This is a genomic window from Ammoniphilus oxalaticus, assembly GCF_003609605.1.
GTDB lineage: Bacteria > Bacillota > Bacilli > Aneurinibacillales > RAOX-1 > Ammoniphilus > Ammoniphilus oxalaticus.
The window spans coordinates 540,250-565,582 of sequence record NZ_MCHY01000008.1; the positions used below are offsets into that span (position 1 = coordinate 540,250).

Below are 25,333 nucleotides of genomic sequence, written 5' to 3' on the forward strand. Positions count from 1 at the left end.
GAGTTTACAAAAGTTGAAGCATATTTCGATCCTCGGATCAACTGGATCTATCGGGAAACAGACGCTTGACGTTGTTCGGGAACATCCAGATTTATTTCGTGTTGTAGGTTTAGCGGCGAGTAATAATTGGGAAGAGTTATTAGAGCAGATTCGGGAGCACAAGCCGCTGATTGTTTCCGTAGCAACGAAGGAGTTAGCGGATCGGATAAAGCTCAACTGCCCATCGGACGTGACAGTGCTATACGGCCAAGAAGGGGCTTGTGAAGTGGCTATACACCCTGAATGTAACTTTGTACTCTCAGCAATTGTTGGCAGCGCAGGTCTATTTCCGACACTACAAGCCATTGAAGCGGGTAAAACAATTGGTTTAGCGAACAAAGAAACGCTGGTGACAGCGGGTCATATTGTCATGGACAAGGCCAAGGAGCACAATGTAACGATTATTCCTGTAGATAGTGAACATTCAGCTATTTTTCAATGTTTACAAGGTGAAGATGTAACATCTGTCAAGCGTGTCATCCTAACTGCGTCCGGCGGTTCTTTCCGAGACCTATCCAGAGATGATCTAAAGCAGGTGACGGTTGAGCAAGCGTTAAATCATCCCAATTGGAAAATGGGCGAGAAAATTACGATTGATTCCGCTACAATGATGAACAAAGGACTCGAAGTGATCGAGGCGCATTGGTTATTTGGGCTTACGTTCGAACAAATTGATTGCGCGCTGCATCGTGAAAGCATTATTCATTCTTTAGTGGAATATCATGATTCCGCGCTGATCGCTCAATTAGGCACGCCTGATATGCGCGTTCCGATTCAATATGCATTAACTTTTCCAAAGCGGGTTACGTTACAAACGCCGCCATTAGATTTTTCCAAGCTACTTTCGTTGCAGTTTGAACCCGTTGATTTCGAACGCTATCCCGCGTTGAAACTTGCTTACGAATGCGGGCGAGCAGGAGGAACGATGCCGACTGTTTTGAATGCCGCGAATGAAATTATGGTCGAGCGATTTTTAAATGGAGAAATTCCCTTTCTGGATATAGAAAGTCGAATTGAAGCGGTGCTAGCCAAACACGTGAAAAGCGCGCAACCGTCTTTAGAAGAAATTTTAACTGTGGATCAATGGGCTCGAAACGAAGCAAGCGGCGTCTAATGTTTTGATCTCCAATTGGAAAGGTGGTTTATTATGTTCAAAGTTATCGCGATTATTATTGTTTTTGGCGTCCTTGTTTTCTTCCATGAGCTTGGACACTTATTATTAGCGAAACGCGCAGGAATTTTATGCCGCGAATTCGCAATCGGGATGGGCCCTAAATTATTTTCGATAAAAAAGGGTGAAACCACCTACACCCTTCGCTTGTTACCGATCGGCGGGTTCGTCAGAATGGCGGGTGAAGATCCGGAAGTTGTAAAAATCAACCCTGGACAAGAAGTCGGGATTATAGTGGAAGGCGATAAAGTCAGCAAAATCATCGTTGATCAATTACAGTCTTACCCACAGGCTGAAGTGGTAACGGTTGAAAAGATTGATTTGGAGCAAGAACTCATTTTAGAAGGAAACTTGGCTGGCGAATATAAGACCTGGAAGATTGACCCAGCCGCTTACTTAATTAATCAAGGACAAGAATTTCAAATTGCCCCTTGGAATCGACAATTTGGCAGTAAAACGCTTGGCCAACGAGCAGCGGCGATTTTCGCCGGTCCAGCGGCCAACTTTATTTTAGCGTTTGTGTTGCTGTTAATTATGGGCCTTTCCTATGGGACACCAACGAACGAACCGATCTTAGGAAAGTTAAGTGAAGATGGGCCTGCTCAGGCGGCTGGACTTGCCCAAGGTGATCGTATTTTGAGCATTGATGGGAAAGAAATGCATTCGTGGGAAGAGATCGTGGCGATTGTCAGTCAAGCGCCAGATCAAGAGCTTGAGCTAATCATTGAACGTGAACATGAACAAGCAACGCTTACCTTAACGACAGATAACATGGAGAATGTCGGGAAGATAGGAGTTTACCAACCGATTAGTAAGGATCCAACAAAATCTGTGAAATTTGCTGGAGACACGACGTGGGAGTTTTCTACAATGTTATTTAAAGGGCTTGGTATGCTGTTCACGGGTAAAGTGTCGTTAGATGAGCTTTCTGGACCGGTCGGAATCTCCAAGTTTACGTATGAAGCCGCGGAACAAGGGGTTGGATTCTTGTTGCAATGGGCTGCCTTGCTCAGTATTAACTTAGGAATTGTGAACCTGCTGCCACTACCTGCGCTAGATGGAGGCAGATTGGTTTTTCTATTGTTAGAAGGATTGCGCGGTCGTCCGATCGATCCGCAAAAAGAAGGAATGGTTCACTTCCTTGGCTTTGCCTTTTTAATGTTATTAATTTTAGTCATCACCTGGAACGACATTCAAAGATTTTTCTTTTAAACAAAATAATTGACGCGATTCAATGCGCGTCTTTGATTTGCATAAAGTCCCTGGCGCCTCGTTGCTTTTACCAGGGACTTTATGCGGTTACATAAACATTGTATACTTAAAAAATAACAACCATGTTAAGTGAATGGATTGAAGGAGGATTTTTTGTGCGTCAATCAAGCTTGTTTCTTCCGACGTTAAGAGAAGTGCCATCGGAAGCGGAAATTGCAAGTCATCAATTAATGGCCAGGGCTGGGTTTATTCGACAGTTGGTTTCTGGCGTTTATTCCTATCTCCCGTTAGGTCATCGCGTATTGCGTAAGGTGAAACAAATTACGCGTGAGGAAATGGATGCGGCAGGGGGACAGGAAATCTCCATGCCTGCGATTCAACCCTCCGAACTGTGGAGGGAGACAGGCAGATGGGAAGCGTACGGACCAGAGTTAATGAGATTGAGAGATCGGCATGATCGGGAATTTGTGCTAGGTCCAACACATGAAGAAGTCGTAACCAGCCTTGCCAGAGACGGTATCCGTTCATATAAAAGGTTGCCAATGAATTTGTATCAGATTCAAACGAAGTATCGGGATGAAGTACGTCCGCGATTCGGTGTCATTCGCGCCCGTGAATTCATTATGAAGGACGCTTATTCGTTTGACTTAGATCAAGAGGGATTGGACCGCAGTTATGAAGCTATGTATAATGCGTATCAACGTATTTTTACGCGATGCGGTTTGGATTTTCGAGCGGTAGAAGCGGATGCTGGCGCAATCGGCGGAAAAGGATCGCATGAGTTTATGGCTTTATCGGAAATCGGAGAAGATACGATTGCTTATTGCGAAAGTTGTAACTACGCAGCCAACATAGAGAAAGCGGAAGTTGTGTATCGTGGACAAGCTCCCGCAACAGAAGAAGTAGCCAAGGCTGAGAAAATTCATACCCCAGCGATTCGAACGATCGATCAGTTGGCAGAGTTTTTAGACGTTCCCGCGACGCAAACGATTAAATCGTTATTATTTAAAGCGGATGATCAATTTGTGCTCACCCTTGTTCGCGGTGATCATGAATTGAATGATATTAAGCTGAAAAACATGTTAGATGCCAACGTAGTTGAACTCGCTTCAGAACAAGATGTTGAAGAGACGCTTGGCGTTCCGACTGGTTTTGTTGGACCGCAAGTCTCGCAAGGGCGGAATGTAAAGGTTGTCGCTGACGTAGCGGTCCAACATATTGTGAATGGAATTGTCGGGGCAAACGAGATCGACTATCACTTTAAAAATGTAACACCAGGTAAAGATTTTGAAGTGGAACAATATGCCGATTTGCGTGATATAGAAGAAGGAGATCCGTGTCCGCAATGCGGCGGGACGATTCATTTCGCGCGCGGCATTGAAGTCGGACATGTGTTCAAGCTAGGGACCACGTACAGTGAGCAGATGAAAGCGACCTTTTTAGATGAGCAAGGGAAAGCTAAGCCAATGATCATGGGCTGTTATGGCATTGGAATTTCTCGGACGGTAGCTGCCGCTGTAGAACAAAATCATGACGAGCATGGCATTATTTGGCCTGTTGCGATTGCGCCGTTCCACGTTCATATTATCGCTGTGAATGTGAAAAATGCGGATCAAGAACAAGTTGCGGAATCACTTTATGAGCAATGTTTAGCCGCTGGATTCGAGACGTTGCTGGATGATCGTTCGGAACGAGCGGGCGTGAAATTTAACGATGCCGATCTGATAGGCATTCCGTTGCGGATTACCGTTGGTGGAAAGGCGAAAGACGGAATCGTTGAATGTAAACTTCGCAAGTCCGGTGAAGTTGTCGAAATTGCGCAAGATGAAGTTGTTTCTTATATCAAAGAAACGTTACCTTCGCTATAATAATATTGAACCATCGTTGATGAGTTCCGTTTCTATATCGGGACTCATTTTACGTTAAAAGATAAAGCAGGGGTGGTAGGAGGATGCAGCAACGGTTGGAACAAAGGGAGAGGTTTCAACTTCTTTTAAAGCAAGCAGAAATACCGGAAGAATATCAAACGCGCTATTTTGCTGATGGGATTATCGACCGCTTAGAGTTAAGCAGGCAAAACAAGCAATGGACTTTTCATTTTTGTCTAGAAAGTTTGCTTCCTTGTCCGGTTTATCGGGCTTTTCTGCAAAAGCTACAAATGACTTTTTCCCACATCGCAGTTGTCGATTGTTGTGTCTCTTATATAGAACAACCTGATTTAACCCATTTTTTCGAAGAGTATTGGGAGTTTATCGTTGACGAATTGGCTGAAAGCCTAAACTCATTGGCTAGTACGCTGAGGGCCGCTGTACCGATTATTGAAGGGGATCGTATCATCATTACCGTTAACAATGAAATTGCGGGAAAAATGATGAAAAAGAAAGAAATTGATCGTGAGATTTCGCATATAGTAGAAAAATTAATAGGCATTAGCTTGGCGATTGAAATCAAGGTAGAAGAATCGGAAGAACAATACCAGTCTTTCTTTGAAGAAACAATGGAAGAAGATCGGACGCGGGCGATGGATATGCTGGATGCGATGTTAGAACAAGAGAAACAAAAAGCCCAGTCGCCTGTATTGTCAGAGTCAAATCAGGAATTTTTAATCGGACAAAGAATTCAAGATGAACCTGTTCCGATTCAGCAGATCACCGAGGAAGAACGAAGAATGACAGTGCAAGGCCAAGTTTTCATTTCCGAAATCCGAGAGTTAAGAAGTGGACGATCTTTGCTCACATTTAAAATGACAGATTATACGGATTCGATCACCGTTAAAATATTCTCAAGAGATAAAGAAGACTTGTCGATGATGCAAGCAGTCAAAGAGGGGATGTGGGTCAAGGTCCGCGGGCGGATCCAATATGATCAGTATATCCGTGAGTTGGCGCTTGAAGCAAACGACGTAAACTTGATTAGACCAAAACAACGGGAAGATACAGCGGAACAAAAACGGATTGAGTTGCATTTACATACGCCAATGAGTAGTATGGACGCAATCACTCCTGTCAAAAAATTAGTGCAGCAAGCGGCTGATTGGGGACACAAAGCGGTTGCGATCACAGATCACGCCGTCGCGCAAAGTTATCCAGAGGCTTATCGCGCGGGAAAGCAGGCGGGAATTAAAATTATTTTTGGAGTAGAAATAAATCTCGTGAACGACGGGGTGCCACTTGCTTATTCTCCAATCGACCTGCCGCTCAAAGATGCTACCTATGTAGTGTTTGACGTGGAAACAACTGGGCTTTCCGCCGTCTATAATACGATCATCGAATTAGCGGCTGTTAAGGTCAAAGACGGGGAAGTGATCGACCGCTTTGAACGATTTGCAAATCCCCATGAACCGTTAACGAATACGATCATTGAATTAACAGGGATTACGGATGATATGCTCGTTGACGCCCCGGAAGTCGATCAAGTCTTGCGTGAATTCAAGGAGTTTATTGGGGATTCTGTGCTCGTTGCTCACAATGCTCGTTTCGATATGGGCTTTTTAAATGCGGGGTTGCGAAAAATGAATGAAGCGGAACTAACAAATCCGGTTGTTGACACGTTGGAATTGTCGCGCTTCATTCTCCCAGAATTACGTAATCACCGTTTGAATACGTTATGTAGGCATCTCGATGTCGAATTGGTTAGTCATCACCGCGCGGTTTATGATGCGGAAGCGACAGCAAATGTGCTCTGGAAACTGATCCAAGGGTTAGAGGAGCGTAACGTTCATAATTTAATCGAATTGAATGATTGCAGACCAAGTGAAGAATGGAAGCGTCAGCGTCCATTGCATGCGATCTTGCTTGTCAAAAATCAAGTAGGATTACGTAATCTTTATATTTTAATCTCAAAGGCGCATACTGAATACTTCCACCGGGTGCCTCGTATTCCGCGCAGCGAATTGGTCAAACACCGCGAGGGATTGGTGATCGGTTCCGCGTGCGAGCGAGGCGAGTTGTTTGAAACCGTGATGCAAAAACCGTTGGATGAAGCGGAGGAAGTCGCTAAATTTTACGATTATTTAGAGATTCAACCTACTTACTATAATCGTCATTTAATAGAAAGAGAGTTTGTCAAAGACGAACAAGCGTTGCAAGAAATAAATAGGAAGATTACGCAACTCGGTCAAAAGCTGAACAAGCCTGTTGTCGCTACGGGTAACGTCCATTACTTAGAGCCACATGAAAAGATCTATCGCCAAATATTGGTCAAAGGGATGGGCGGAGCCAGCATGTTAAACGCCGATAAGTTGCCGGACGCTTATTTCCCAACGACCAATGAGTTTTTAGATGAGTTCTCTTATTTAGGGGAGGAGTTAGCCCATCAAGTCGTTGTGCAAGGACCGCATCAGGTCAACGAGTGGATCGAAGAAGTGCATCCGGTTCCTGATAAGTTATATACGCCTGTGATTGAAGGGGCCAATGAAGATGTAGAGAGAATGAGTTATGAGCAGGCCCGTAAAATTTATGGCGAAGATTTGCCGGATCTTGTTGAAAAACGATTGAAGCGAGAATTAGGCAGTATTATTGGGCATGGTTTTGCGGTTATTTACCTGATTTCTCATAAACTTGTGAAGAAATCGCTTGATGACGGATATCTTGTTGGTTCCAGGGGTTCGGTTGGTTCCTCATTTGTGGCGACAATGATGGAAATTACCGAGGTGAATCCGCTGCCGCCGCATTACGTTTGTCCAAACTGTCAATATTCTGAATTTATTTCTGACGGATCCGTCGCTTCGGGATACGATTTAGCGGACAAAGATTGTGTCGCATGCGCAACACCCTATATGAAGGATGGACATGATATCCCGTTTGAAACGTTCCTCGGTTTTGATGGAGATAAGGTGCCGGATATTGATCTCAATTTTTCCGGTGATTATCAATCGATTGCTCATAATTATACCCGTGAGTTATTTGGCGAGAAATATGTGTATCGCGCGGGCACAATTGGTACGGTTGCTGATAAAACAGCATATGGCTTTGTGAAAAAATTTGAAGAGGAAAAAGAACTTCAACTAAAAAATACGGAAATTCTACGATTAGCGTCTGGTTGCACAGGCGTCAAACGGACAACAGGTCAGCATCCAGGCGGAATCATCGTTGTTCCGAACGATATGGACATATATGATTTCTCGCCGATTCAATACCCGGCGGATGACCGCGAGTCGGAATGGAAAACAACTCATTTTGATTTCCATTCGATTGACGAAAATTTATTGAAATTGGATATTCTCGGTCACGATGATCCGACGATGATTCGGATGTTGCAAGATTTGACAGGCATTGATCCGCTCGATATTCCGATCGATGATTCGAAAGTGATGGGAATCTTTAGCGGAACCGAACCGCTAGGGGTTACTCCGGAACAAATCAAATCTAAAATCGGTTCATTGGGAATCCCTGAATTTGGAACTCGGTTTGTGCGGCAAATGTTAGAGGCAACGGGTCCGTCGACATTTGCGGAATTGGTTCAGATTTCGGGACTATCCCATGGAACAGACGTTTGGCTGAACAACGCCCAAGAATTAATTCAAAACGGGACATGTACGCTTAAAGATGTAATCGGTTGTCGTGACGATATTATGGTTTATTTAATGTACCGTGAAGTGGAGCCAAGTATGGCCTTTAGAATTATGGAGAGTGTGCGTCGTGGACGAGGGTTGACGCCTGAAATGGAAGAAGCGATGAAACAAAATAATGTGCCGGATTGGTATATTTGGTCATGTAAACAAATTAAATATATGTTCCCGAAGGCGCACGCGACAGCCTATGTACTGATGGCGGTTCGCATTGCTTACTTTAAAGTGCATCATCCGATCGAATATTATGCCGCTTATTTTACGGTTCGGGCGGCTGATTTTGATATTCCGACCATGATTCGAGGCAGCGCGGCGATACGCAGTAAAATTGAAGAGGTTGAAAGGAAAGGACACGATGCTTCTCCGAAGGAACGAAACACGCAAACGGTGTTAGAATTGGCTTTAGAAATGTGCGAACGCGGCTTTCATTTCAAGAACATTGATCTTTATCGTTCAGACGCGACCCAATTTCTCGTCGATGGCGACGGATTACTGCCGCCGTTTAATTCTTTGCCAGGGGTTGGAACGAATGCGGCGATCAATATTGCGAAATCGCGGGAAGCGGGAGAATTCCTTTCGATAGAGGATTTACAGCAGCGTTCAAAAGTCTCCAAAACAGTTTTGGAGTTTCTTGAGGAACAAGGTTGCTTAGAAGGATTACCCGCGACGAACCAGCTATCCTTGTTTTAGACGCAAGTTTCATTTTATGTGTTGTAATTCGTTCTAAATGGGCTGTTAAGCCTGTTATTGCTAGTAAGGTTGGATTATGGTATAATTTTTTTGGAAATACTGATAGATACACGAGTGATCAAGAGTGGGGCAACCCACTCTTTCGTTGTTACTGAAATGATTACACAGCTATGAAAATTTCTACTGTAAAGGAAAGTTGACGTTCTCAAGCGCAAGGAGGAGAACTGACTTTCCTTTCGCCTTAAATGCCAATTAATCAGGCCAACATTTGGATGTCGGGCTACATATAGATGAAATCATTAGCTAGGACCAAGCTCAATGATTAAAGGAGGGCTTATTGATTTGAGTAAAAGGGTTACATCCAGAGTCGGGGAGTTAGCCGAACCGATTTTAGAAGAGATGAATTTAGATTTAATTGATATTGAGTTTCAAAAAGAAGGAAGCAACTGGTTCTTGCGCGTTTTTATCGATAAAGAGGGCGGAGTGGATATCGATGATTGCGGGATTGTCAGTGAGAAATTAAGCAAACGGTTAGACGAGGTTGATCCGATTCAACAAGCTTATTTCCTCGAAGTGTCGTCGCCTGGCATTGAGCGTCCGTTAAAAAATGAAAAGGATATCCATTGGGCTGTCGGTAAACGCGTGAATCTGAGCACATATGAGCCGATTGAAAATATGAAGATCTTTGAAGGCACATTAACGGAATTTGACGGGACGGCGTTATCGGTTTTGGAAGGGAAGAAGACCTATCAAATCCCTTACGACAAAGTGGCCAAAGCGAGGATCGCGGTTGTTTTTTAAAATGTCCGCAGGGGCTCGTCTTCAAGGACAACGGAACTCCGACGAAAGTAAGCTTACTTGATGTAGCGCGTCGGAAATATAGGACGTCCCCTTCGAGGACAACGGATCTCTGGTGAAAGAAAGTTAACTCGACGTAGTTCACCAGAAATATAGGACGGAGGTATATAGGTGAATCCAGATTTTATAGAAGCCTTAAATGACATACAGAAAGAAAAAGGGATTGATAAGGAAATCCTAATTGAGGCGATTGAAGCGGCTTTAATTTCGGGGTATAAACGAAATTTTAATTCAGCGCAAAATGTGCGGGTCGATGTTAATCGCATGACAGGCGCAGTTCGTGTTTACGCAAGAAAAACGGTTGTCGAAGAAGTCGAAGATGCTCGACTTGAAATCTCGTTGGAGGCAGCCCAAGAAATTGATCCGAATTATCAGTTGGAAGATATTGTTGAAATAGAGGTAACACCGCGCGATTTCGGTAGGATTGCCGCCCAGACAGCGAAACAGGTCGTGACGCAACGGATCCGCGAAGCGGAGCGAGGCATTATTTTTAGTGAATTCATCGATCGCGAAGATGATATTATTACAGGAATTGTACAACGTCAAGATGCCCGGAATTACTACATCGATCTAGGGAAAGTTGAAGCGATTATGCCGATCAATGAAAAGATGCCAGACGATGATTTTAAACAGGGTGATCGGATTAAAGCGTATATTACAAAAGTCGAAAAGACGACAAAAGGCCCTCAAATTTTTGTGTCGCGCACGCATCCGGGGTTGTTAAAGCGATTGTTTGAACTGGAAGTGCCTGAAATTTTTGATGGCGTTGTTGAGCTTAAATCGGTCGCTCGCGAAGCGGGTGATCGTTCTAAAATTGCTGTTCATTCGATTGATCCAAATGTAGACCCCGTAGGAGCCTGTGTAGGCCCTAAAGGTGTCCGCGTACAGACGATTGTGGGCGAATTGAATGGGGAAAAGATAGACATCGTGCGCTGGTCGGAAGACCCGAAAGAGTTTGTTGCCAACGCATTGAGCCCATCCAAAGTGCTCGCGGTTGAAGTCGAGGAGGATCAGAAGGTAACAAGCGTGGTTGTGCCTGATTATCAGCTGTCTTTAGCAATTGGAAAACGCGGTCAAAACGCCCGATTGGCGGCGAAACTTACGAGTTGGAAAATCGATATTAAAAGCGAGTCTCAGGCAGTTAAAGAAGGATATGAAATCCCTGAGTCAGCCTATGATATACTAGAGTCAAAAGACACGCGCGCTGAGGATGAACAGGTCACTGAGTAAGGGGGGAATCATTTGAAACGAAGAAAAATACCGCTGCGTAAATGCGTAGCCTGCCAGGAAATGATCCCTAAGCAACAATTGATTCGTGTCGCTCGCAGTCCGCAAGGGGAAGTGTCGATGGATCCAACTGGGAAAGCGGCTGGCAGGGGCGCTTATCTTTGCGGGAACAAGGACTGCTTTTCCCTAGCAAAAAGTCGTAAGGCATTAGATCGAGCGTTGAATACTGCGATTCCTGAAGAAGTCTATGAACGCTTAGAATTGGAATGGATCGAGTTGAAGGACCCTGAATAAAGTTGAACAATTTTTAGGTCTAGCCACAAAAGCTGGTGGGCTCATCACTGGCGAACAAATAGTCGTTAAAGCTATCACGAGTAAGCAAGTATACCTGGTAATCTTGGCGGCGGATGCATCTGAGAATACAAGGAAGAAATTTCAAGACAAGTGTAGAAGCTACAGCATCCCTTTACGTTTCTATGCAGACAGGTATCGCTTAGGGCATTGTATTGGAAAAGAACAAAGAGTAGTTGTCGGTGTTAAAAATGATGGATTTGCCCGTGAACTGATGAAGCATATGGATAACGAAGAAGGGGGAAACATATGAGTAAAATGAGAGTGTACGAATTAGCGAAACAAACAAATTTAGCGAGTAAAGAACTGATCACCATTTTAAAGCAGCTTAATATTCAGGTTTCGAATCATATGAGCGCTTTAGACCGCGATCAAATCAATCAGGTTGAGCAGCATCTAAAGCAGGGTCGAACCCAGAAGGTGGATGGTCAGTTGGATCAAAAATCGGAGGCAACGCAGCAAAAGCAAAGTCCTCAAGGTCAACAGAACAAGCAGCAAGGCAGTAACAACAAGCCTAGACAAGGCGAGACAGAAAAGAGTGGTAATTTGGTGGAGAAAAAGGGAACGAATCAGCAAAAAAGTCAATCGCCAAGCGGCGGCGGAAGCAATCAAGGACGCGGGAAATCGAACACGAGAGGCAGAGGCGGCAATCAAAGACGTTCAGACAACCGCAATGCGAATAGACAAAAAGGCAGAAGGCCTCAAACACAACAACAACCGAGAATGCTAAAGCCATTACCGGAAAAGATTACGTTTAGTGAAGGAATGACGGTTGGCGAACTAGGCAAAAAATTAGGTCGTGACGCATCAGAAATCATTAAGAAGTTACTTCTGTTAGGGGTGCCGTCCACGATTAATCAAGAATTAGACAGCGAAACAATCATGTTGCTTGCGACAGATTACGGTGTTGAAACAGAAGAAATCATTTTAATAAATGAGCTGGAATTTGAAACGATCGAGGAAGTCGATGATCCCGCGGATCTACAAGAACGTCCGCCTGTTGTGACGATTATGGGACACGTTGACCATGGAAAAACAACATTATTGGATACAATCCGAGAAGCGAATGTTGTTACATCGGAAGCCGGCGGGATTACGCAACACATTGGAGCGTATCAAGTTGAAGTAAACGGTAAAAGAATTACGTTTTTGGACACACCAGGTCACGCCGCCTTTACGACAATGCGGGCGCGCGGAGCCGAAGTAACAGATATTACAGTGCTTGTTGTAGCGGCTGATGATGGAGTCATGCCTCAGACTGTGGAGGCGATTAGTCACGCTAAAGCAGCGGGTGTGCCGATTATCGTTGCTGTGAACAAGATGGATAAACCGACAGCGAATCCAGAACGTGTGATGCAAGAATTAACAGAGCACGGTCTTGTTTCCGAGGAATGGGGCGGAGACACGATCTTTGTTAAACTTTCGGCTTTACAAAAAGAAGGATTAGATGACCTGTTAGAAATGATTCTGCTTGTGTCGGAAGTTCAAGAGTATAAGGCGAATCCAAACAAACGAGCGCGCGGTACCGTAATTGAAGCGGAGCTAGACCGTGGTCGCGGTTCTGTGGCGACAATCTTAGTTCAACACGGCACATTGAAAGTTGGCGATCCAATCGTTGTCGGCAGCGCTTATGGACGCGTGCGGGCGATGGTTAATGACCAAGGTCGTCGAATTAAAGAAGCGCCGCCTTCAACTCCAATTGAAATTACAGGACTGAACGATGTTCCGCAAGCCGGAGATCAATTCATGGTGTTTGAAGACGAGAAGAAAGCAAGATCAATCGGTGAAAAACGAGCGTCTGTTAAGCGGGAAAGCGAATTAAGAGCGTCCGCTCGCGTTACGTTGGATGATCTATTCAGTCAAATCCAAGAAGGCGAAGTGAAAGAGGTCGGCGTCATTGTAAAAGCTGACGTGCAAGGTTCCGTTGAAGCGTTGCGTGATTCACTCGAAAAGATTGAAGTGCAGGGTGTTCGCGTACAAACGATTCACGCTGGCGTTGGCGCAATTACAGAATCGGATGTCATCTTGGCTAATGCATCGAACGCAATCATCATTGGTTTTAACGTGCGCCCTGAGGCAAATGCGAGACTTGTTGCGGAACAAGAGAAGGTTGATATTCGACTGCATCGTGTTATTTATAAAGCGATGGAAGAAATCGAAGCGGCGATGAAAGGAATGCTCGATCCCGAATATGAAGAGAAAATTATTGGTCAAGCAGAGATTAGACAAGTATTTAAAGTGTCCAGAATTGGTAATATTGCAGGTTGCTATGTAACCGAAGGGAAAATTTCGCGAGATGCGGGTGTGCGTGTGATCCGTGATAGCATCGTTATTTTTGAAGGTAAGTTGGATACGCTGAAGCGCTTTAAGGATGATGCGCGAGAAGTTGCGCAAGGGTATGAGTGCGGGATTACGATTGAAAGGTACAACGATATCAGGGAAGGCGATGTCATTGAAGCCTTTGTTATGGAAGAAATTAAAGTCTAGCGTGTTTTTTGAGTAATGCTGACCATTTTAATAGATACTAAGTCAATAAATTGATCTGTCGCGTTTGCGGCAGATCAAGACTGTTTAGAGGTGAGAAAATTGAGTAGAGTACGCAATAGTCGAATCGGCGAACAGATGAAAAAAGAGTTAAGCCAAATCATTCAGCTTGAACTAAAGGACCCGCGCGTTGGTTTTGTGACGGTGACCGCCGTTGACGTAACGGGTGATTTGCAAGAAGCGAAAGTGTATATTAGTGTGATGGGCAGCGACGAACAAAAAGAAGAATCTGTTCAGGCCTTACAAAAAGCAAAAGGATTTATTCGATCTGAGCTAGGCAAACGTATTCAGTTGCGCCATACACCTGACTTGCTGTTTCGAATGGACGAGTCGATTGAGTATGGAAATAAAATTGAAACGTTGTTAAAAGATATCAAAAAGGACTCGGATGATGGAATATAGCGATCAATTAGCGGCAGCGAGTCGTTTTCTAAATGAAAACGACCATTTTCTTGTTGTCAATCATGTTAATCCGGATGGTGACGCGACGGGATCCATTTTGGCAATGGGGTATTTGCTTCGATTATTAGGTAAGCAATTTACGCTAGCGAATGAAGGAGCAACTCCCGCTAAATTTTTTGCGGCGACGCCAAGTAGCTTGACGGTTCAAAACGTAAGTGAATCTCCGTTGCAACAGAAATATAAATATGTCATTACGTTAGATTGCGGGGATTTAGCTCGCGTTGGCGCTGTGGAGCAATATTTTGCGGATGATGTTCAAATTTTGAACATTGATCACCATGCGACAAATGATCATTTTGGCGCGGTTAATGTTGTACGTCCGCTTGCTTGCGCAACAGCTGAAATTTTGCTTGATTTATCCGCGCATAATCAATTTCCAATGAGCGTTGAATTAGCTTCGTTTCTTTACATGGGGATTTTAACGGATACAGGCGGGTTTCGATATGCGAATACGACGGCAGACGTGATGGAGAAGGTCGCTGAATTGTTGCGGATTGGGGTAGACCCAGGAGCGATTGCCGATCGTTGTTTAGAAACAATTCGTCGTTCCCATTTGGACTTACTACAACTCGTCTTGCCAACTTTGTCATTGCACCGACAGGACCAAATTGCTTTTTTGTCCATCTCACTGCAGGCGCGAGAACAGAGTCAGGCGGTTGATGAGGACATGGAACAAATCGTTAATTATGCCCGAAATATTGAAGGAGTAGAGGTCGGCGTTCTATTCAAGCAAATGGATCAACAAACGGTAAAAATTAGCTTCCGTTCCAGACAAGATGTCGATGTGTCGTTAATCGCCAAACAACTAGGCGGAGGAGGACATGCCAGAGCAGCTGGTTGTACCGCGCAGGGAAGTCTAGAGGAGGTCCAACGTCTCGCTTTACAGAAGATTGAAAATCTGTGGGGGGAAAAATGAGTCAAATTAGAGGCATTATCCCGTTACTCAAGCCGCCTGGATTTACCTCCCATGACTGTGTGGGGAAATTAAGAAGGTTGTTGAAGATAAAACGAATTGGACATACGGGCACACTCGATCCCTCTGTAACAGGGGTGTTGCCGCTCTGTATCGGTCAAGCGACAAGGATTGTCGAGTATTTGCAGGAGCTGCCAAAAGAGTACGTGGGGACAGTCGTGTTTGGACAAGCAACGGACACGGAAGACGCTGACGGCGAAATTATCGTTGATCAGCCGCTCGATACCGCTATTACGGGAGAACAGATCCATGAAGCGTTAGCGTCTTTTGTTGGGGTAATTCAACAAGTGCCCCCAATGTATTCCGCCGTAAAAATTGACGGTGTTCGTTTGCATAAGCTGGCTCGTGAGGGCAAAGAGGTGGAACGACCGCCGCGGGAAGTGGAAATTTACGAACTAGAATCATTATCGATGTCCTTGCAGCCGCCTTATCCTGAGGTGACGATGCGGGTGAAGTGTTCAAAAGGAACCTACATAAGAACGTTATTTGTTGATATCGGAAAAAAGTTAGGGTACCCTGCTCATATGAATGTATTGCAGAGAACGGCGAGCGAGCCATTTAAGTTGCAAGACTGTTATACGTTTGAACAGGTAGAGGAAGCTATTGCGCAAAAACGTTTTCATGAACTATTGAAGCCGCTCGATCTTGCTTTAATGCGCTTTCCGGCCTGGTCCGTTGAGAAGGAGCAAGCTGAGCGTGTGTTAAATGGGCAACAGATAAAATTAGATTTAGCTGTTGAGGCGGGGCAACTGGTTCGCATATATGGACCGAATCAACAGTTCCTCGGCTTATATCGTAGTTTTTATGAGAGGGATCAAGTGTGGGGGAAAGCGGAAAAAGTATTTCATGACTAAAAATTAGAAACAAAGAAGAGCAGTCAGGGGGGATTGATATGATCATTGAACATTTACAATATCCGCTGAAAGAGGGACAATTCGAACCGAATGTGATGGCGATTGGCTATTTTGATGGTGTGCACCAAGGGCACCGTCGTGTCATTCAAATGGCAATTGACAAAGCCAAGCAAAAGGAAGTCATGTCCGCGGTTATGACGTTTCATCCCCATCCGCGAGAAATATTAGGACAGAGCGGATACACGCGCTATTTAACACCGCTGGAAGCGAAGCTAGCTTTGTTTAAACAGCTTGGCGTACAGCGAGCCTATGTTGTTCATTTTGATATCCCTTTCTCCTCTATTTATCCTGAAGAATTCGTGAATGAATTTTTAATTCCGCTTCAAGCCCGTCAGCTTGTTGTCGGATTCGATTATACGTTTGGTTATAAGGGCAAAGGGACGGCGTACACGTTGAAAGAATTGAGCGAAGGACGGTATGAAGTAGATGTCATTTCTCCGATCGCGCTGTTAGGGGAAAAAGTAAGCAGCACGATGATCCGAGAATATCTGTATGGTGGACGCGTGGAGGAAGCAAATGATTTTTTAGGGCGTCCTTATCGTGTTCAAGGCCGAGTCATCCACGGGGAAAAGAGAGGCAGGCAAATTGGTTTTCCAACCGCCAATCTGCAGCTTGATGATCCTTATCTCATTCCAAAAACGGGCGTTTATGGCGTCAATGTTTCTGTTGACGATCAGAACTATTTTGGCGTCATGAATATTGGAATTAAACCGACTTTCGAGCATGAAAAAATAGAAAAAAGTCTTGAAGCTCATCTGTTCGACTTCAACGGAGATCTCTATGAACGGGAGATTAAAGTTGATTTTCTCTTTTTTATTCGGGAGGAGCAAAAATTTGCGGGTGTGGACCAATTGGTCGCCCAGATTCAGCTCGATGTAGCCTATGCAAAGCAAAAACGAACGGAATGTTGAGAGGGAAACAACTTTTTACAGGGTGTCATAACATTCCTGTGAACCTCATAGGAATGTTATTGAAAATCTCAGTAGCAAACATTTACTTGCTCATGTTATTATGTTACACTATTCGTGGTAATTTCATAGTTAGCAACCTTGTTGAATGAGAGTTCATTTGAACATCAACCTGAAAGGGAGCGATCGGTTTGGAATTACCGAAGGCCGATGATTATGATCGGCGTCTTAGTCTGTTATGCCAACACGTAGCTACGATTTGTTGTAGCAATGAATTTAAGAAACTCCATAAAGAAATGTCTAGAATCTATCGGAGGAATGGATTAAGAGATGCAACCCGCATTGCATTTCAGGATAGTTTGTTTTCGATATACTTAGAACAGGTTCAACCTGAAGCTGGGGAAGAGTTATTATCTCCGTAGTCCATGCATGTGATCATAACATCGCATGTGAAACAAAGACTGCGCGAACAGCGACAACAACGTATTTCGGTACAAGACATCATCCGCCAAGCTAAATCCATTCCAGGAACGATTCCAGTCGCTACCCGATTTCGCGGGTTTTCGTCTCACGCTGGCAGGACATATGATATGGTGGTTAAGGACATTGCGAAAGGACGTCTGGTCATTACCGTGATTGGCAAGTAACCTTAGCTTGGATGATCGAGCGCACCGACGATGGATCTAGGCTATGGGGATTATTTAAAGGAGGTGAAGAAGGATGGCATTGACACAAGAACGAAAGTTACAGTTGATTGAAGAATTTCGTACTCACGAGTCCGATACAGGTTCTCCTGAAGTACAAGTTGCTATCCTCACGGAAAAGATTAACTATCTGAATGAGCACTTGCGCGAGCATAAGAAGGATCACCATTCTCGCCGCGGGCTTCTTAAAATGGTAGGACAACGCCGTAATTTGTTGAACTACTTAAGAAATTCCGATGTGACTCGTTACCGTGATTTAATCAATAAGCTTGGTTTGCGTCGATAGAACAAAAGCGGGGAAATCCCCGCTTTTTCTGTTGTTGCAGTGACTGGAGGAAAATGGCTAATCAGCCAGTTTTTTAGCTAATAAAGTGAAATGAACGATTTCCTCTTTAATTTTTGGGTTAGCAGGAAATACTAGCTTAATGAAGAAGTGCTTATATGATAATAGAAATGAAGGGAGGCACTATCATGGAGATTTTTGAATACGAGTTAGGTGGTCGTAAATTGACCATCGAATATGGAAAAGTGGCCAAACAAGCGAATGCGTCGGTATTAGTGCGTTATGGTGATACGGTTGTGTTGTCGACTGTGACCGCATCAAACGATCCATCCCATTTAGACTTTTTCCCATTAACGGTTAACTATGAAGAACGTCTGTATGCTGTCGGGAAAATTCCAGGGGGGTTCATTAAGAGAGAGGGCAGACCCAGCGAAAAAGCAATTTTAGCAAGTCGTTTGATCGATCGCCCGATTCGCCCGCTTTTCCCAGAAGGTTTCCGTAATGAAGTGCAAGTTGTGAATGTTGTAATGTCAGTTGATCAAGATTGTTCCTCCGAGATTGCGGCAATGATTGGAACGTCCGCGGCGTTATCTATTTCTGATGTTCCGTTTAGCGGGCCGATCGGTGGAGTGATTGTTGGACGGATTGACGGCGAATTCGTGCTGAATCCGACGATTGAACAGCTTACGCAAAGTGATATTCATCTTGTCGTAGCTGGAACGAAAGAAGCAATCAACATGGTGGAAGCGGGGGCTGAAGAAGTCTCTGAGGAGGTCATGTTGGAGGCAATTATGTTCGGTCATGATCACATTCGTTCGATTGTTAGCTTTGTTGAAGACATCCAGGCGAAGATTGGTAAACCGAAAATGAATGTTGTTTTACACGGTGTGGATGAGGAGATTGATCAGGCCGTTCATACGTTTGCAAAAGATCGTCTAATTGAAGCCATTAAGATTGAAGAGAAGCATGCCCGTCAAGAGGCGATCGATGCGATTGATGAGGAAGCAAAGGAGCATTTTGCGGAACAGTTCCCAGAACAAGAAAAGGCCATTTCAGAAGTGATCCAGACGATTGTGAAGGAAGAGGTTCGTCGTCTGATTACGGAGGAGAAGGTTCGCCCAGATGGTCGTTCAATAGAAGAGATTCGTTCGATTTGCTCTGAGGTTAACTTGTTGCCGAGAACGCATGGATCTGGATTGTTTACACGGGGTCAAACACAAGCGATGAGCATTTGTACGCTTGGAGCGTTAGGCGATGTGCAGATCCTAGATGGTCTTGGTATCGAAGAGACGAAGCGTTTTATGCACCATTATAACTTCCCGCCATTTAGTGTCGGTGAAGCAAGACCTTTGCGGGCGCCTGGAAGACGTGAGATTGGACATGGGGCGCTAGGTGAAAGAGCGTTAGAACCCGTTATCCCTTCGGAAGAAGAATTCCCATATACGATTCGCCTTGTCTCTGAAGTCCTAGAGTCAAATGGTTCAAGTTCGCAAGCAAGTATCTGCGCTAGCGTCTTGGCGATGATGGATGCTGGTGTTCCGATTAAAGCGCCTGTCGCTGGGATAGCAATGGGACTTGTTAAAGAAGGCGGGAACGTTGCGATCTTATCTGATATCCTTGGTCTGGAAGATCACCTTGGCGATATGGACTTTAAAGTTGCGGGTACGCGTCAAGGGATTACAGCCTTACAGATGGATATCAAAATTGAAGGAATCGATCGCGCTATTTTGGAACAAGCGTTGCAACAAGCAAAAGAAGGCCGTATGCACATTTTAGACAAGATGCAAGAAGCGATCACAGCCCCAAGGGAACAGTTATCCCCGTTCGCGCCTAAAATTACAACGATGAAAATCGATCCCGATAAAATTCGCGATGTAATTGGCCCAGGCGGAAAGATCATCAACAAGATCATTGAAGAAACGGGCGTTAAAATTGATATTGAACAGGATGGCAGAATTTTTATCGCATCAGTAGATGAAACAATGAACAATAAAGCAACACAAATCATTGAGGATCTTGTGCGCGAAGTAGCTGTTGGACAAGTCTACTTAGGCACCGTCAAGAGAGTCGAAAAGTTTGGCGCCTTTGTCGAAGTGTTTAGCGGCAAGGAAGGGCTCGTTCACATTTCTCAACTAGCGGAAGAGCGTGTTAATAAAGTAGAAGACATCGTTGAGGTTGGCGATCAGATCATGGTTAAGGTTGTTGAAATAGATAACCAAGGTCGCGTGAATTTATCGCGTAAGGCATTATTAAAAGAAGAGCGTGAAAGCAAAGAGGACGCGGAAGGAAAACGAACGGAAACGAAAGTTTCGAAGTAAAGTTTTCCTTTCGGACTTGTCCGAAACCTCTCTAAAAACAACATAGGAATTGAAAAAGCTTCGAGATTAGAAGCTTTTTTTGCTTGTAAAAACCTCGATGAAAAATGTTCATGGAGGTTTTTTTAGTTGAGCCGCATTCTTATACATACTTGAAACAAGACTGTCATACCTTGTACCAATGGAAAAAATGGGCATTGGAGGCGGTTGGGATGAACAAGAGAAGAGCGCAGTCCCAAGTTTTAATGGGCGGCCTATTTCTTTTGCTATTTTTATATTTATTTAATTCCCCTACGATTGATCAATATATCGCGAGTGTGAAAGGACAACCCGTTGTCGCTCCGATCCAGCAAGCGGAGTGGATTGAAAAGTTGGAGGAGTTGAAAAGCAAACATGATCTTAAGCCAATTGACGCCCGCATTGATCCCGTTTGGAAGGCCATTCCTGGGTATGACGGACTAAAATTAGATATAGAGGCATCGATCGAGAATCTAGGTAAACGGGGTAAATGGGATGATGAGGCCGTTGTTTTTGAAGAAGTAAAACCAACTGTCGTCTTATCTGATTTAAAACCATCGCCCATTTATCGCGGAAATGCGGAGAAACCGATTATCAGTTTTATGATTAATGTCGCATGGGGTAATGAGCATCTGCCTTCCATTTTGGAAACGTTGGACCGCTATAAAGTGAAGTCAACCTTTTTCTTGGATGGGTCATGGGTAAACAAATATCCGGACGAGGCGAGGAAAATCAAAGAGGCGGGCCATGAAATCGGCAGCCATGCCTATTCGCATCCGAAAATGGCCGATATTTCATTAAACAGAATTCGCCTGGAAATTACGAAAACAAATGAAGTATTGCAAAAAGAACTTGGTGTGAAACCGACATTGTTCGCGCCCCCCTCAGGATCGTTTGATGATCGAACGGTGCAGATGGCCGCGCAAGAGGGAATGTACACGATCTTGTGGACGCTCGATACAATCGACTGGCGCAAACCCGCCCCAAGTGTCATTCTTGATCGAATTAACCCGCAGTTGGCTAACGGCAGCTTAATCCTGATGCATCCCACGAAGGAATCCGCGATTGCTTTACCGAAGATGATTGAGGCGGCCAAAGCAAAAAAATTAAAAGTCGGAACGGTGAGTGAACTGCTCTCTTCAAAACGAATTTACACTATTGAGTAGGGTTCAACATTCTGATATAGTAGATATATTGTCAAAAATTAGATGCTTTTTAATCGTATAGGTTTTTTAAGGAGGCTTTCACTCGTGATCGAAAAATACACCCTTGATAATGGGGTTCGCGTCATTGTTGAGAAGATCCCAACAGTTCGATCTGTTGCTTTAGGGATATGGGTAGGTACAGGTTCCCGCCATGAAGAAGCAGGAAACAATGGAATATCACATTTTACTGAACACATGCTTTTCAAGGGAACGAAATCGCGATCTGCGAAAGAGATAGCCGAATCGTTCGATCATATCGGGGGACATGTGAATGCGTTCACCTCTAAAGAATATACATGTTATTATGCTCGTATCTTGGACGAACACGCTCCGCTGGCGCTCGATATATTAGCGGATATGTTTTTCCATTCAACTTTTGATGAGGAAGAAATTACGAAAGAACGAAAAGTCGTGATTGAAGAAATAAAGATGTATGATGATACGCCAGATGATCTTGTTCATGATTTGATTGCAAAGGCGAGTTTTCAAAATAATCCGCTTGGGTATAGCATTCTTGGGACGGAAGATGTGTTGAACACGTTTACGCGGGATACGCTTATTGACTATGTAGAGCAACGTTATACACCCTCAAACTTGGTCATTACCGCCGCTGGAAATGTAAGCGATCAATTGTTAGATTCGATCCAAAGTTACTTTTCAACCTTTTCAAGGGAACTAAAGCCGTCGAGTGGAGCGCTAGATGCGCGCGATTTTGATTCGACGGTCCGCATTAGACAGAAGGAAACGGAACAAGCGCATCTATGCCTTGCTTTCCCTGGGTTAGAAATTGGGAATGAAGATATTTATTCGCTTATTTTGACGAACAACATTTTAGGAGGAAGCATGAGTTCACGCCTGTTTCAAGAAGTGCGCGAACAACGAGGACTCGCCTATTCTGTATTTTCCTATCATTCATCGTTTAAAGACAATGGGATGTTTACCGTCTATGCGGGTACGGCGCCTCACCAGTTGGAGGAAATGTACAAGGTAATTACCTCCACGTTACAGCAATTGAAGCGGGATGGGATGAGCGCGGACGAATTGAAAAAAGGCAAAGAACAATTAAAAGGAAGTTTAATGTTAAGTTTGGAGAGTACCAATAGTCGAATGAGCCGATTGGGTAAAAACGAATTGTTGCTTGGCAAACATCTTACGCTCGATGAAATTTTGGAGCGGGTTGATCAGGTCAGCTTAGAACATGTCCGAAGCACAATCTTTAAAGTGTTGGACAATAAGATGTCAATCGCCTTGGTAAGTCCGTTTGAGCAACTGCCAGCAACCTTTAATCAAAAGGATCTGTTAAGTTAGTTAGAAAGATAGGTGACATGTTTTGCAACAGCAAGTGAATATTCAGATTATGAAGTTGCCTGGAAACGAGGACATCTCACTTCCAAAAAAAATGTCGGAGACCGCTGCGGGTTTTGATCTGTATGCGGCTGTTCGGAAAGCGGTTCAGTTAATGCCGGGTGAACGGGTGTTAATCCCAACCGGCTTTGCCCTTGCGCTGCCGTCGAGTATGGAAGCCCAAATCCGACCACGCAGCGGATTGGCATTGAAGCAAGGGGTAACTTGCCTCAATGCTCCAGGCACGATTGACGCTGATTACCGCGGGGAAGTTGGCGTAATCTTAATCAATCATGGAGAGAATCCGTTTGTCATTGAACGCGGTGATCGGATCGCTCAAATGGTAATCCAGTGGTTGCCCATCGTTACCTTAAATGAGAGCGATGCGCTGCCGCCTACTGAGCGCGGCGCCGGCGGGTTTGGACACACTGGGGTTTAATTTATCATCAATTGGGAGGATCTAAGCCGAAGCTGTAAGCTCCTTGAAGTCTACACGGTTTTGTTGCGGCGTCAGCCCTCTGTCTAAAGGTACTTTCTGTATAGAAGGTACTTTTTTTCATCTTACAAGCATATCTTCCAGTGCGAGGGTTTGCGCTCACAATGCTAGAAAGGACGGATCGGAATGCGATTTAGCAAGTTTAGCGGGAAAGAAGTCATCGATTTAGATAATGGGGAACGAATGGGAGCTCTGGGGCATTCAGATCTTGTGATCGACCCCGAAACAGGGCAAATTGAGTCCATCATTTTACCAGGCGGATCAATTTTGGGTTTCCGTCGTCGAAGAAATGATGTTGTGATTCCTTGGCGCTCGATAAAAAAAGTTGGACCAGATATGATCATTGTAGAATTAAAGGAAAGAGGTCGGGCGGGTTCTTAGTGTTTGAAACGCTGTAACGGATTCATAGGCCTCTACATAGGATGGGGGTAGAACGCAACGAATTCCAGCAAACCAATTTCAATATAAACCATGAGTTTGCTACTTTCAAAGAGCGCTTCCCTGTAGTAAACTGTTGAAAGGGGTTAACTGCTACATGTTTACAGGAATTCAGGCTACCTTCATCGGAGGAGATGCTCGCCAACTCGAAGTGATTAAAAAGTTTATTGAATTGGATGCATCGGTCACGTTGATAGGGTTTGATAATCTGGAAAGCAATTTCACTGGCGCAGTTAAAAAAGAGTTATCTCTCGACGTGCTTAGGGATACAGATACGCTCATTTTACCGATCGTCGGAACAGACGAAAAAGGAAATGTGGAAAGTATTTTCTGTTCAAATTCCATCACTTTAACTGCCGATCATTTTGAGGCGATGAATCCGAACGTTTCAATTTATACCGGAATCGCGAAACCCTTTTTAAAAGAGCAATGCGCGGCCAATCAATTAAGATTAACTGAAATCCTTGATCGAGATGACGTCGCCATTTATAATTCGATACCTACCGTTGAAGGGGCCTTGATGATGGCCATTCAGAATACGGACATTACGATTCATGGATCTACTAGCATCGTGCTCGGCCTTGGCCGCGTCGGAATGTCTATGGCTCGAGCTCTCCATGCATTAGGAGCTCGAGTGAAGGTAGGCGCTAGAAACCCTAAAGATTTAGCTAGAATTTTCGAAATGGGATTAACTCCTTTTGAGCTGGGGGGTCTAGCGGACCAAGTCGTTGACGCTGATATTGTTTACAATACGATTCCGAAAATGATGCTTACCGAGCAAGTTATCGCCCGCATGCCGCATGATACGCTAATTATTGATCTTGCTTCCAAACCTGGAGGAACAGACTTTCGATATGCCGAAAAAAGAGGGATTAAAGCCTTGCTAGCGCCTGGTTTGCCTGGAATAGTTGCGCCTAAAACAGCAGGCCAGATCATAGCAAACACATTGTGTAGGCTGGTCACTAAGCATTTGGCAAATCGGGAGGGAACATCATGAAATTAACAGGAAAAAGAATTGGATTTGGTGTCACGGGATCACATTGCACATTAGAAGAAATCATGCCGCAGGTTCAAACATTGGTTGATGCGGGGGCGGAAGTGATTCCGATTATTAGCCATACAGTCGCTACGACCGATACGTATTTCGGAAATGCGAAAGACTGGTTACAACAACTTCGAGATATTACAGGTCATCAAATAATTTCTACGATTGTGGACGCAGAGCCCCTAGGGCCAAAAAATCCGTTAGATATTATGGTGATTGCGCCGATGACGGGAGGTTCAACGAGCAAACTTGCTAATGCGTTGACTGATAGCCCTGTCTTAATGGCGGCGAAAGCAACGATGCGGACACACCGTCCAGTCGTTGTTGCGATTTCCACAAATGATGGATTGGGGCTGAACCTTGCAAATATTGCAAAGCTAATGGCTTCAAAAGATATTTACTTTGTTCCATTTGGGCAGGATTCGCCCGAGAAAAAGCCGAAATCATTAGTTGCGCGTATGGAATTGATCAAGGAAACTTGTGAGATGGCGCTAGAAGGGAAACAGCTGCAACCTGTCGTCGTAGAAAAATTCAAATATATGAATTAGAAAAGAGTCTATAAAGGAG

At 44.4% G+C, this 25,333-nt stretch carries 23 protein-coding genes; all 23 read left to right on the plus strand.

Annotation, left to right across the window (positions count from 1 at the left end; genetic code table 11):
• The first annotated feature begins 13 nt into the window (after nt 1-13).
• On the plus strand, nt 14-1,153 hold the full coding sequence (locus tag BEP19_RS09030) for a 1-deoxy-D-xylulose-5-phosphate reductoisomerase (protein ID WP_120189528.1): 1,140 nt from the start codon (nt 14-16) through the stop codon (nt 1,151-1,153).
• A 33-nt stretch (nt 1,154-1,186) separates the two neighbouring features.
• Nucleotides 1,187-2,422 carry an RIP metalloprotease RseP gene (gene rseP / locus BEP19_RS09035; RefSeq protein WP_120189529.1) on the plus strand — a complete coding sequence of 412 codons (1,236 nt, stop codon included), beginning with the start codon at nt 1,187-1,189 and terminating at the stop codon, nt 2,420-2,422.
• A gap of 155 nt (nt 2,423-2,577) precedes the next feature.
• Nucleotides 2,578-4,290, plus strand: a complete 1,713-nt coding sequence (locus BEP19_RS09040; RefSeq protein ID WP_147393781.1) for a proline--tRNA ligase — start codon at nt 2,578-2,580, stop codon at nt 4,288-4,290.
• Between the two features lie 83 nt (nt 4,291-4,373).
• On the plus strand, nt 4,374-8,681 hold the full coding sequence (locus tag BEP19_RS09045) for a PolC-type DNA polymerase III (RefSeq protein WP_120189531.1): 4,308 nt from the start codon (nt 4,374-4,376) through the stop codon (nt 8,679-8,681).
• 342 nt (nt 8,682-9,023) lie between these two features.
• Nucleotides 9,024-9,482, plus strand: a complete 459-nt coding sequence (gene rimP / locus BEP19_RS09050) for a ribosome maturation factor RimP (protein WP_120189532.1) — start codon at nt 9,024-9,026, stop codon at nt 9,480-9,482.
• Nucleotides 9,483-9,650: 168 nt separating this feature from the next.
• The gene (gene nusA / locus BEP19_RS09055) at nt 9,651-10,769 is read left to right on the plus strand and encodes a transcription termination factor NusA (RefSeq protein WP_120189533.1); all 1,119 of its coding nucleotides are present in this window, start codon (nt 9,651-9,653) and stop codon (nt 10,767-10,769) included.
• A 12-nt stretch (nt 10,770-10,781) separates the two neighbouring features.
• Complete coding sequence (gene rnpM, locus BEP19_RS09060; RefSeq protein WP_120189534.1) at nt 10,782-11,060, plus strand: RNase P modulator RnpM; 279 nt, start codon at nt 10,782-10,784, stop codon at nt 11,058-11,060.
• Nucleotides 11,053-11,370: a L7Ae/L30e/S12e/Gadd45 family ribosomal protein gene (locus tag BEP19_RS09065; protein WP_120189535.1), complete on the plus strand. Its 318-nt coding sequence runs from the start codon at nt 11,053-11,055 to the stop codon at nt 11,368-11,370. Before rnpM ends, BEP19_RS09065 begins: the two co-directional genes overlap by 8 nt.
• On the plus strand, nt 11,367-13,604 hold the full coding sequence (infB, locus tag BEP19_RS09070; RefSeq protein WP_120189536.1) for a translation initiation factor IF-2: 2,238 nt from the start codon (nt 11,367-11,369) through the stop codon (nt 13,602-13,604). The genes BEP19_RS09065 and infB overlap by 4 nt, the downstream gene beginning before the upstream one ends.
• Nucleotides 13,605-13,703: 99 nt before the next feature.
• Nucleotides 13,704-14,063 carry a 30S ribosome-binding factor RbfA gene (gene rbfA, locus BEP19_RS09075; protein ID WP_120189538.1) on the plus strand — a complete coding sequence of 120 codons (360 nt, stop codon included), beginning with the start codon at nt 13,704-13,706 and terminating at the stop codon, nt 14,061-14,063.
• Nucleotides 14,050-15,039 (plus strand): DHH family phosphoesterase, encoded by a 990-nt coding sequence (locus BEP19_RS09080; RefSeq protein WP_120189540.1) that lies wholly within the window; start codon nt 14,050-14,052, stop codon nt 15,037-15,039. Before rbfA ends, BEP19_RS09080 begins: the two co-directional genes overlap by 14 nt.
• Nucleotides 15,036-15,950 carry a tRNA pseudouridine(55) synthase TruB gene (gene truB / locus BEP19_RS09085; RefSeq protein WP_120189542.1) on the plus strand — a complete coding sequence of 305 codons (915 nt, stop codon included), beginning with the start codon at nt 15,036-15,038 and terminating at the stop codon, nt 15,948-15,950. The genes BEP19_RS09080 and truB overlap by 4 nt, the downstream gene beginning before the upstream one ends.
• Nucleotides 15,951-15,988: 38 nt before the next feature.
• Complete coding sequence (locus tag BEP19_RS09090) at nt 15,989-16,921, plus strand: bifunctional riboflavin kinase/FAD synthetase (RefSeq protein WP_120189543.1); 933 nt, start codon at nt 15,989-15,991, stop codon at nt 16,919-16,921.
• A gap of 188 nt (nt 16,922-17,109) precedes the next feature.
• Complete coding sequence (locus tag BEP19_RS09095; protein ID WP_120189544.1) at nt 17,110-17,340, plus strand: hypothetical protein; 231 nt, start codon at nt 17,110-17,112, stop codon at nt 17,338-17,340.
• A 27-nt stretch (nt 17,341-17,367) separates the two neighbouring features.
• Nucleotides 17,368-17,565: a hypothetical protein gene (locus tag BEP19_RS09100; protein WP_245983439.1), complete on the plus strand. Its 198-nt coding sequence runs from the start codon at nt 17,368-17,370 to the stop codon at nt 17,563-17,565.
• A 73-nt stretch (nt 17,566-17,638) separates the two neighbouring features.
• Nucleotides 17,639-17,908, plus strand: coding sequence for a 30S ribosomal protein S15 (gene rpsO / locus BEP19_RS09105; RefSeq protein ID WP_120189548.1), 270 nt, complete (start codon nt 17,639-17,641; stop codon nt 17,906-17,908).
• A 185-nt stretch (nt 17,909-18,093) separates the two neighbouring features.
• Nucleotides 18,094-20,223, plus strand: a complete 2,130-nt coding sequence (gene pnp / locus BEP19_RS09110; RefSeq protein ID WP_120189550.1) for a polyribonucleotide nucleotidyltransferase — start codon at nt 18,094-18,096, stop codon at nt 20,221-20,223.
• Nucleotides 20,224-20,432: 209 nt separating this feature from the next.
• Nucleotides 20,433-21,404, plus strand: coding sequence for a polysaccharide deacetylase family protein (locus tag BEP19_RS09115; RefSeq protein ID WP_120189551.1), 972 nt, complete (start codon nt 20,433-20,435; stop codon nt 21,402-21,404).
• Between the two features lie 84 nt (nt 21,405-21,488).
• Nucleotides 21,489-22,751, plus strand: coding sequence for a M16 family metallopeptidase (locus tag BEP19_RS09120; RefSeq protein ID WP_120189553.1), 1,263 nt, complete (start codon nt 21,489-21,491; stop codon nt 22,749-22,751).
• A 22-nt stretch (nt 22,752-22,773) separates the two neighbouring features.
• A complete protein-coding gene (gene dut / locus BEP19_RS09125; RefSeq protein ID WP_120189555.1) occupies nt 22,774-23,226 on the plus strand; it encodes a dUTP diphosphatase in 453 nt (150 codons plus the stop codon).
• Between the two features lie 183 nt (nt 23,227-23,409).
• Nucleotides 23,410-23,664 (plus strand): YlmC/YmxH family sporulation protein, encoded by a 255-nt coding sequence (locus BEP19_RS09130; RefSeq protein ID WP_120189556.1) that lies wholly within the window; start codon nt 23,410-23,412, stop codon nt 23,662-23,664.
• A 154-nt stretch (nt 23,665-23,818) separates the two neighbouring features.
• Nucleotides 23,819-24,718 carry a dipicolinic acid synthetase subunit A gene (dpaA, locus tag BEP19_RS09135; RefSeq protein WP_120189558.1) on the plus strand — a complete coding sequence of 300 codons (900 nt, stop codon included), beginning with the start codon at nt 23,819-23,821 and terminating at the stop codon, nt 24,716-24,718.
• Nucleotides 24,715-25,314: a dipicolinate synthase subunit B gene (locus BEP19_RS09140; RefSeq protein ID WP_120189559.1), complete on the plus strand. Its 600-nt coding sequence runs from the start codon at nt 24,715-24,717 to the stop codon at nt 25,312-25,314. The genes dpaA and BEP19_RS09140 overlap by 4 nt, the downstream gene beginning before the upstream one ends.
• Nucleotides 25,315-25,333 lie beyond the last annotated feature (19 nt).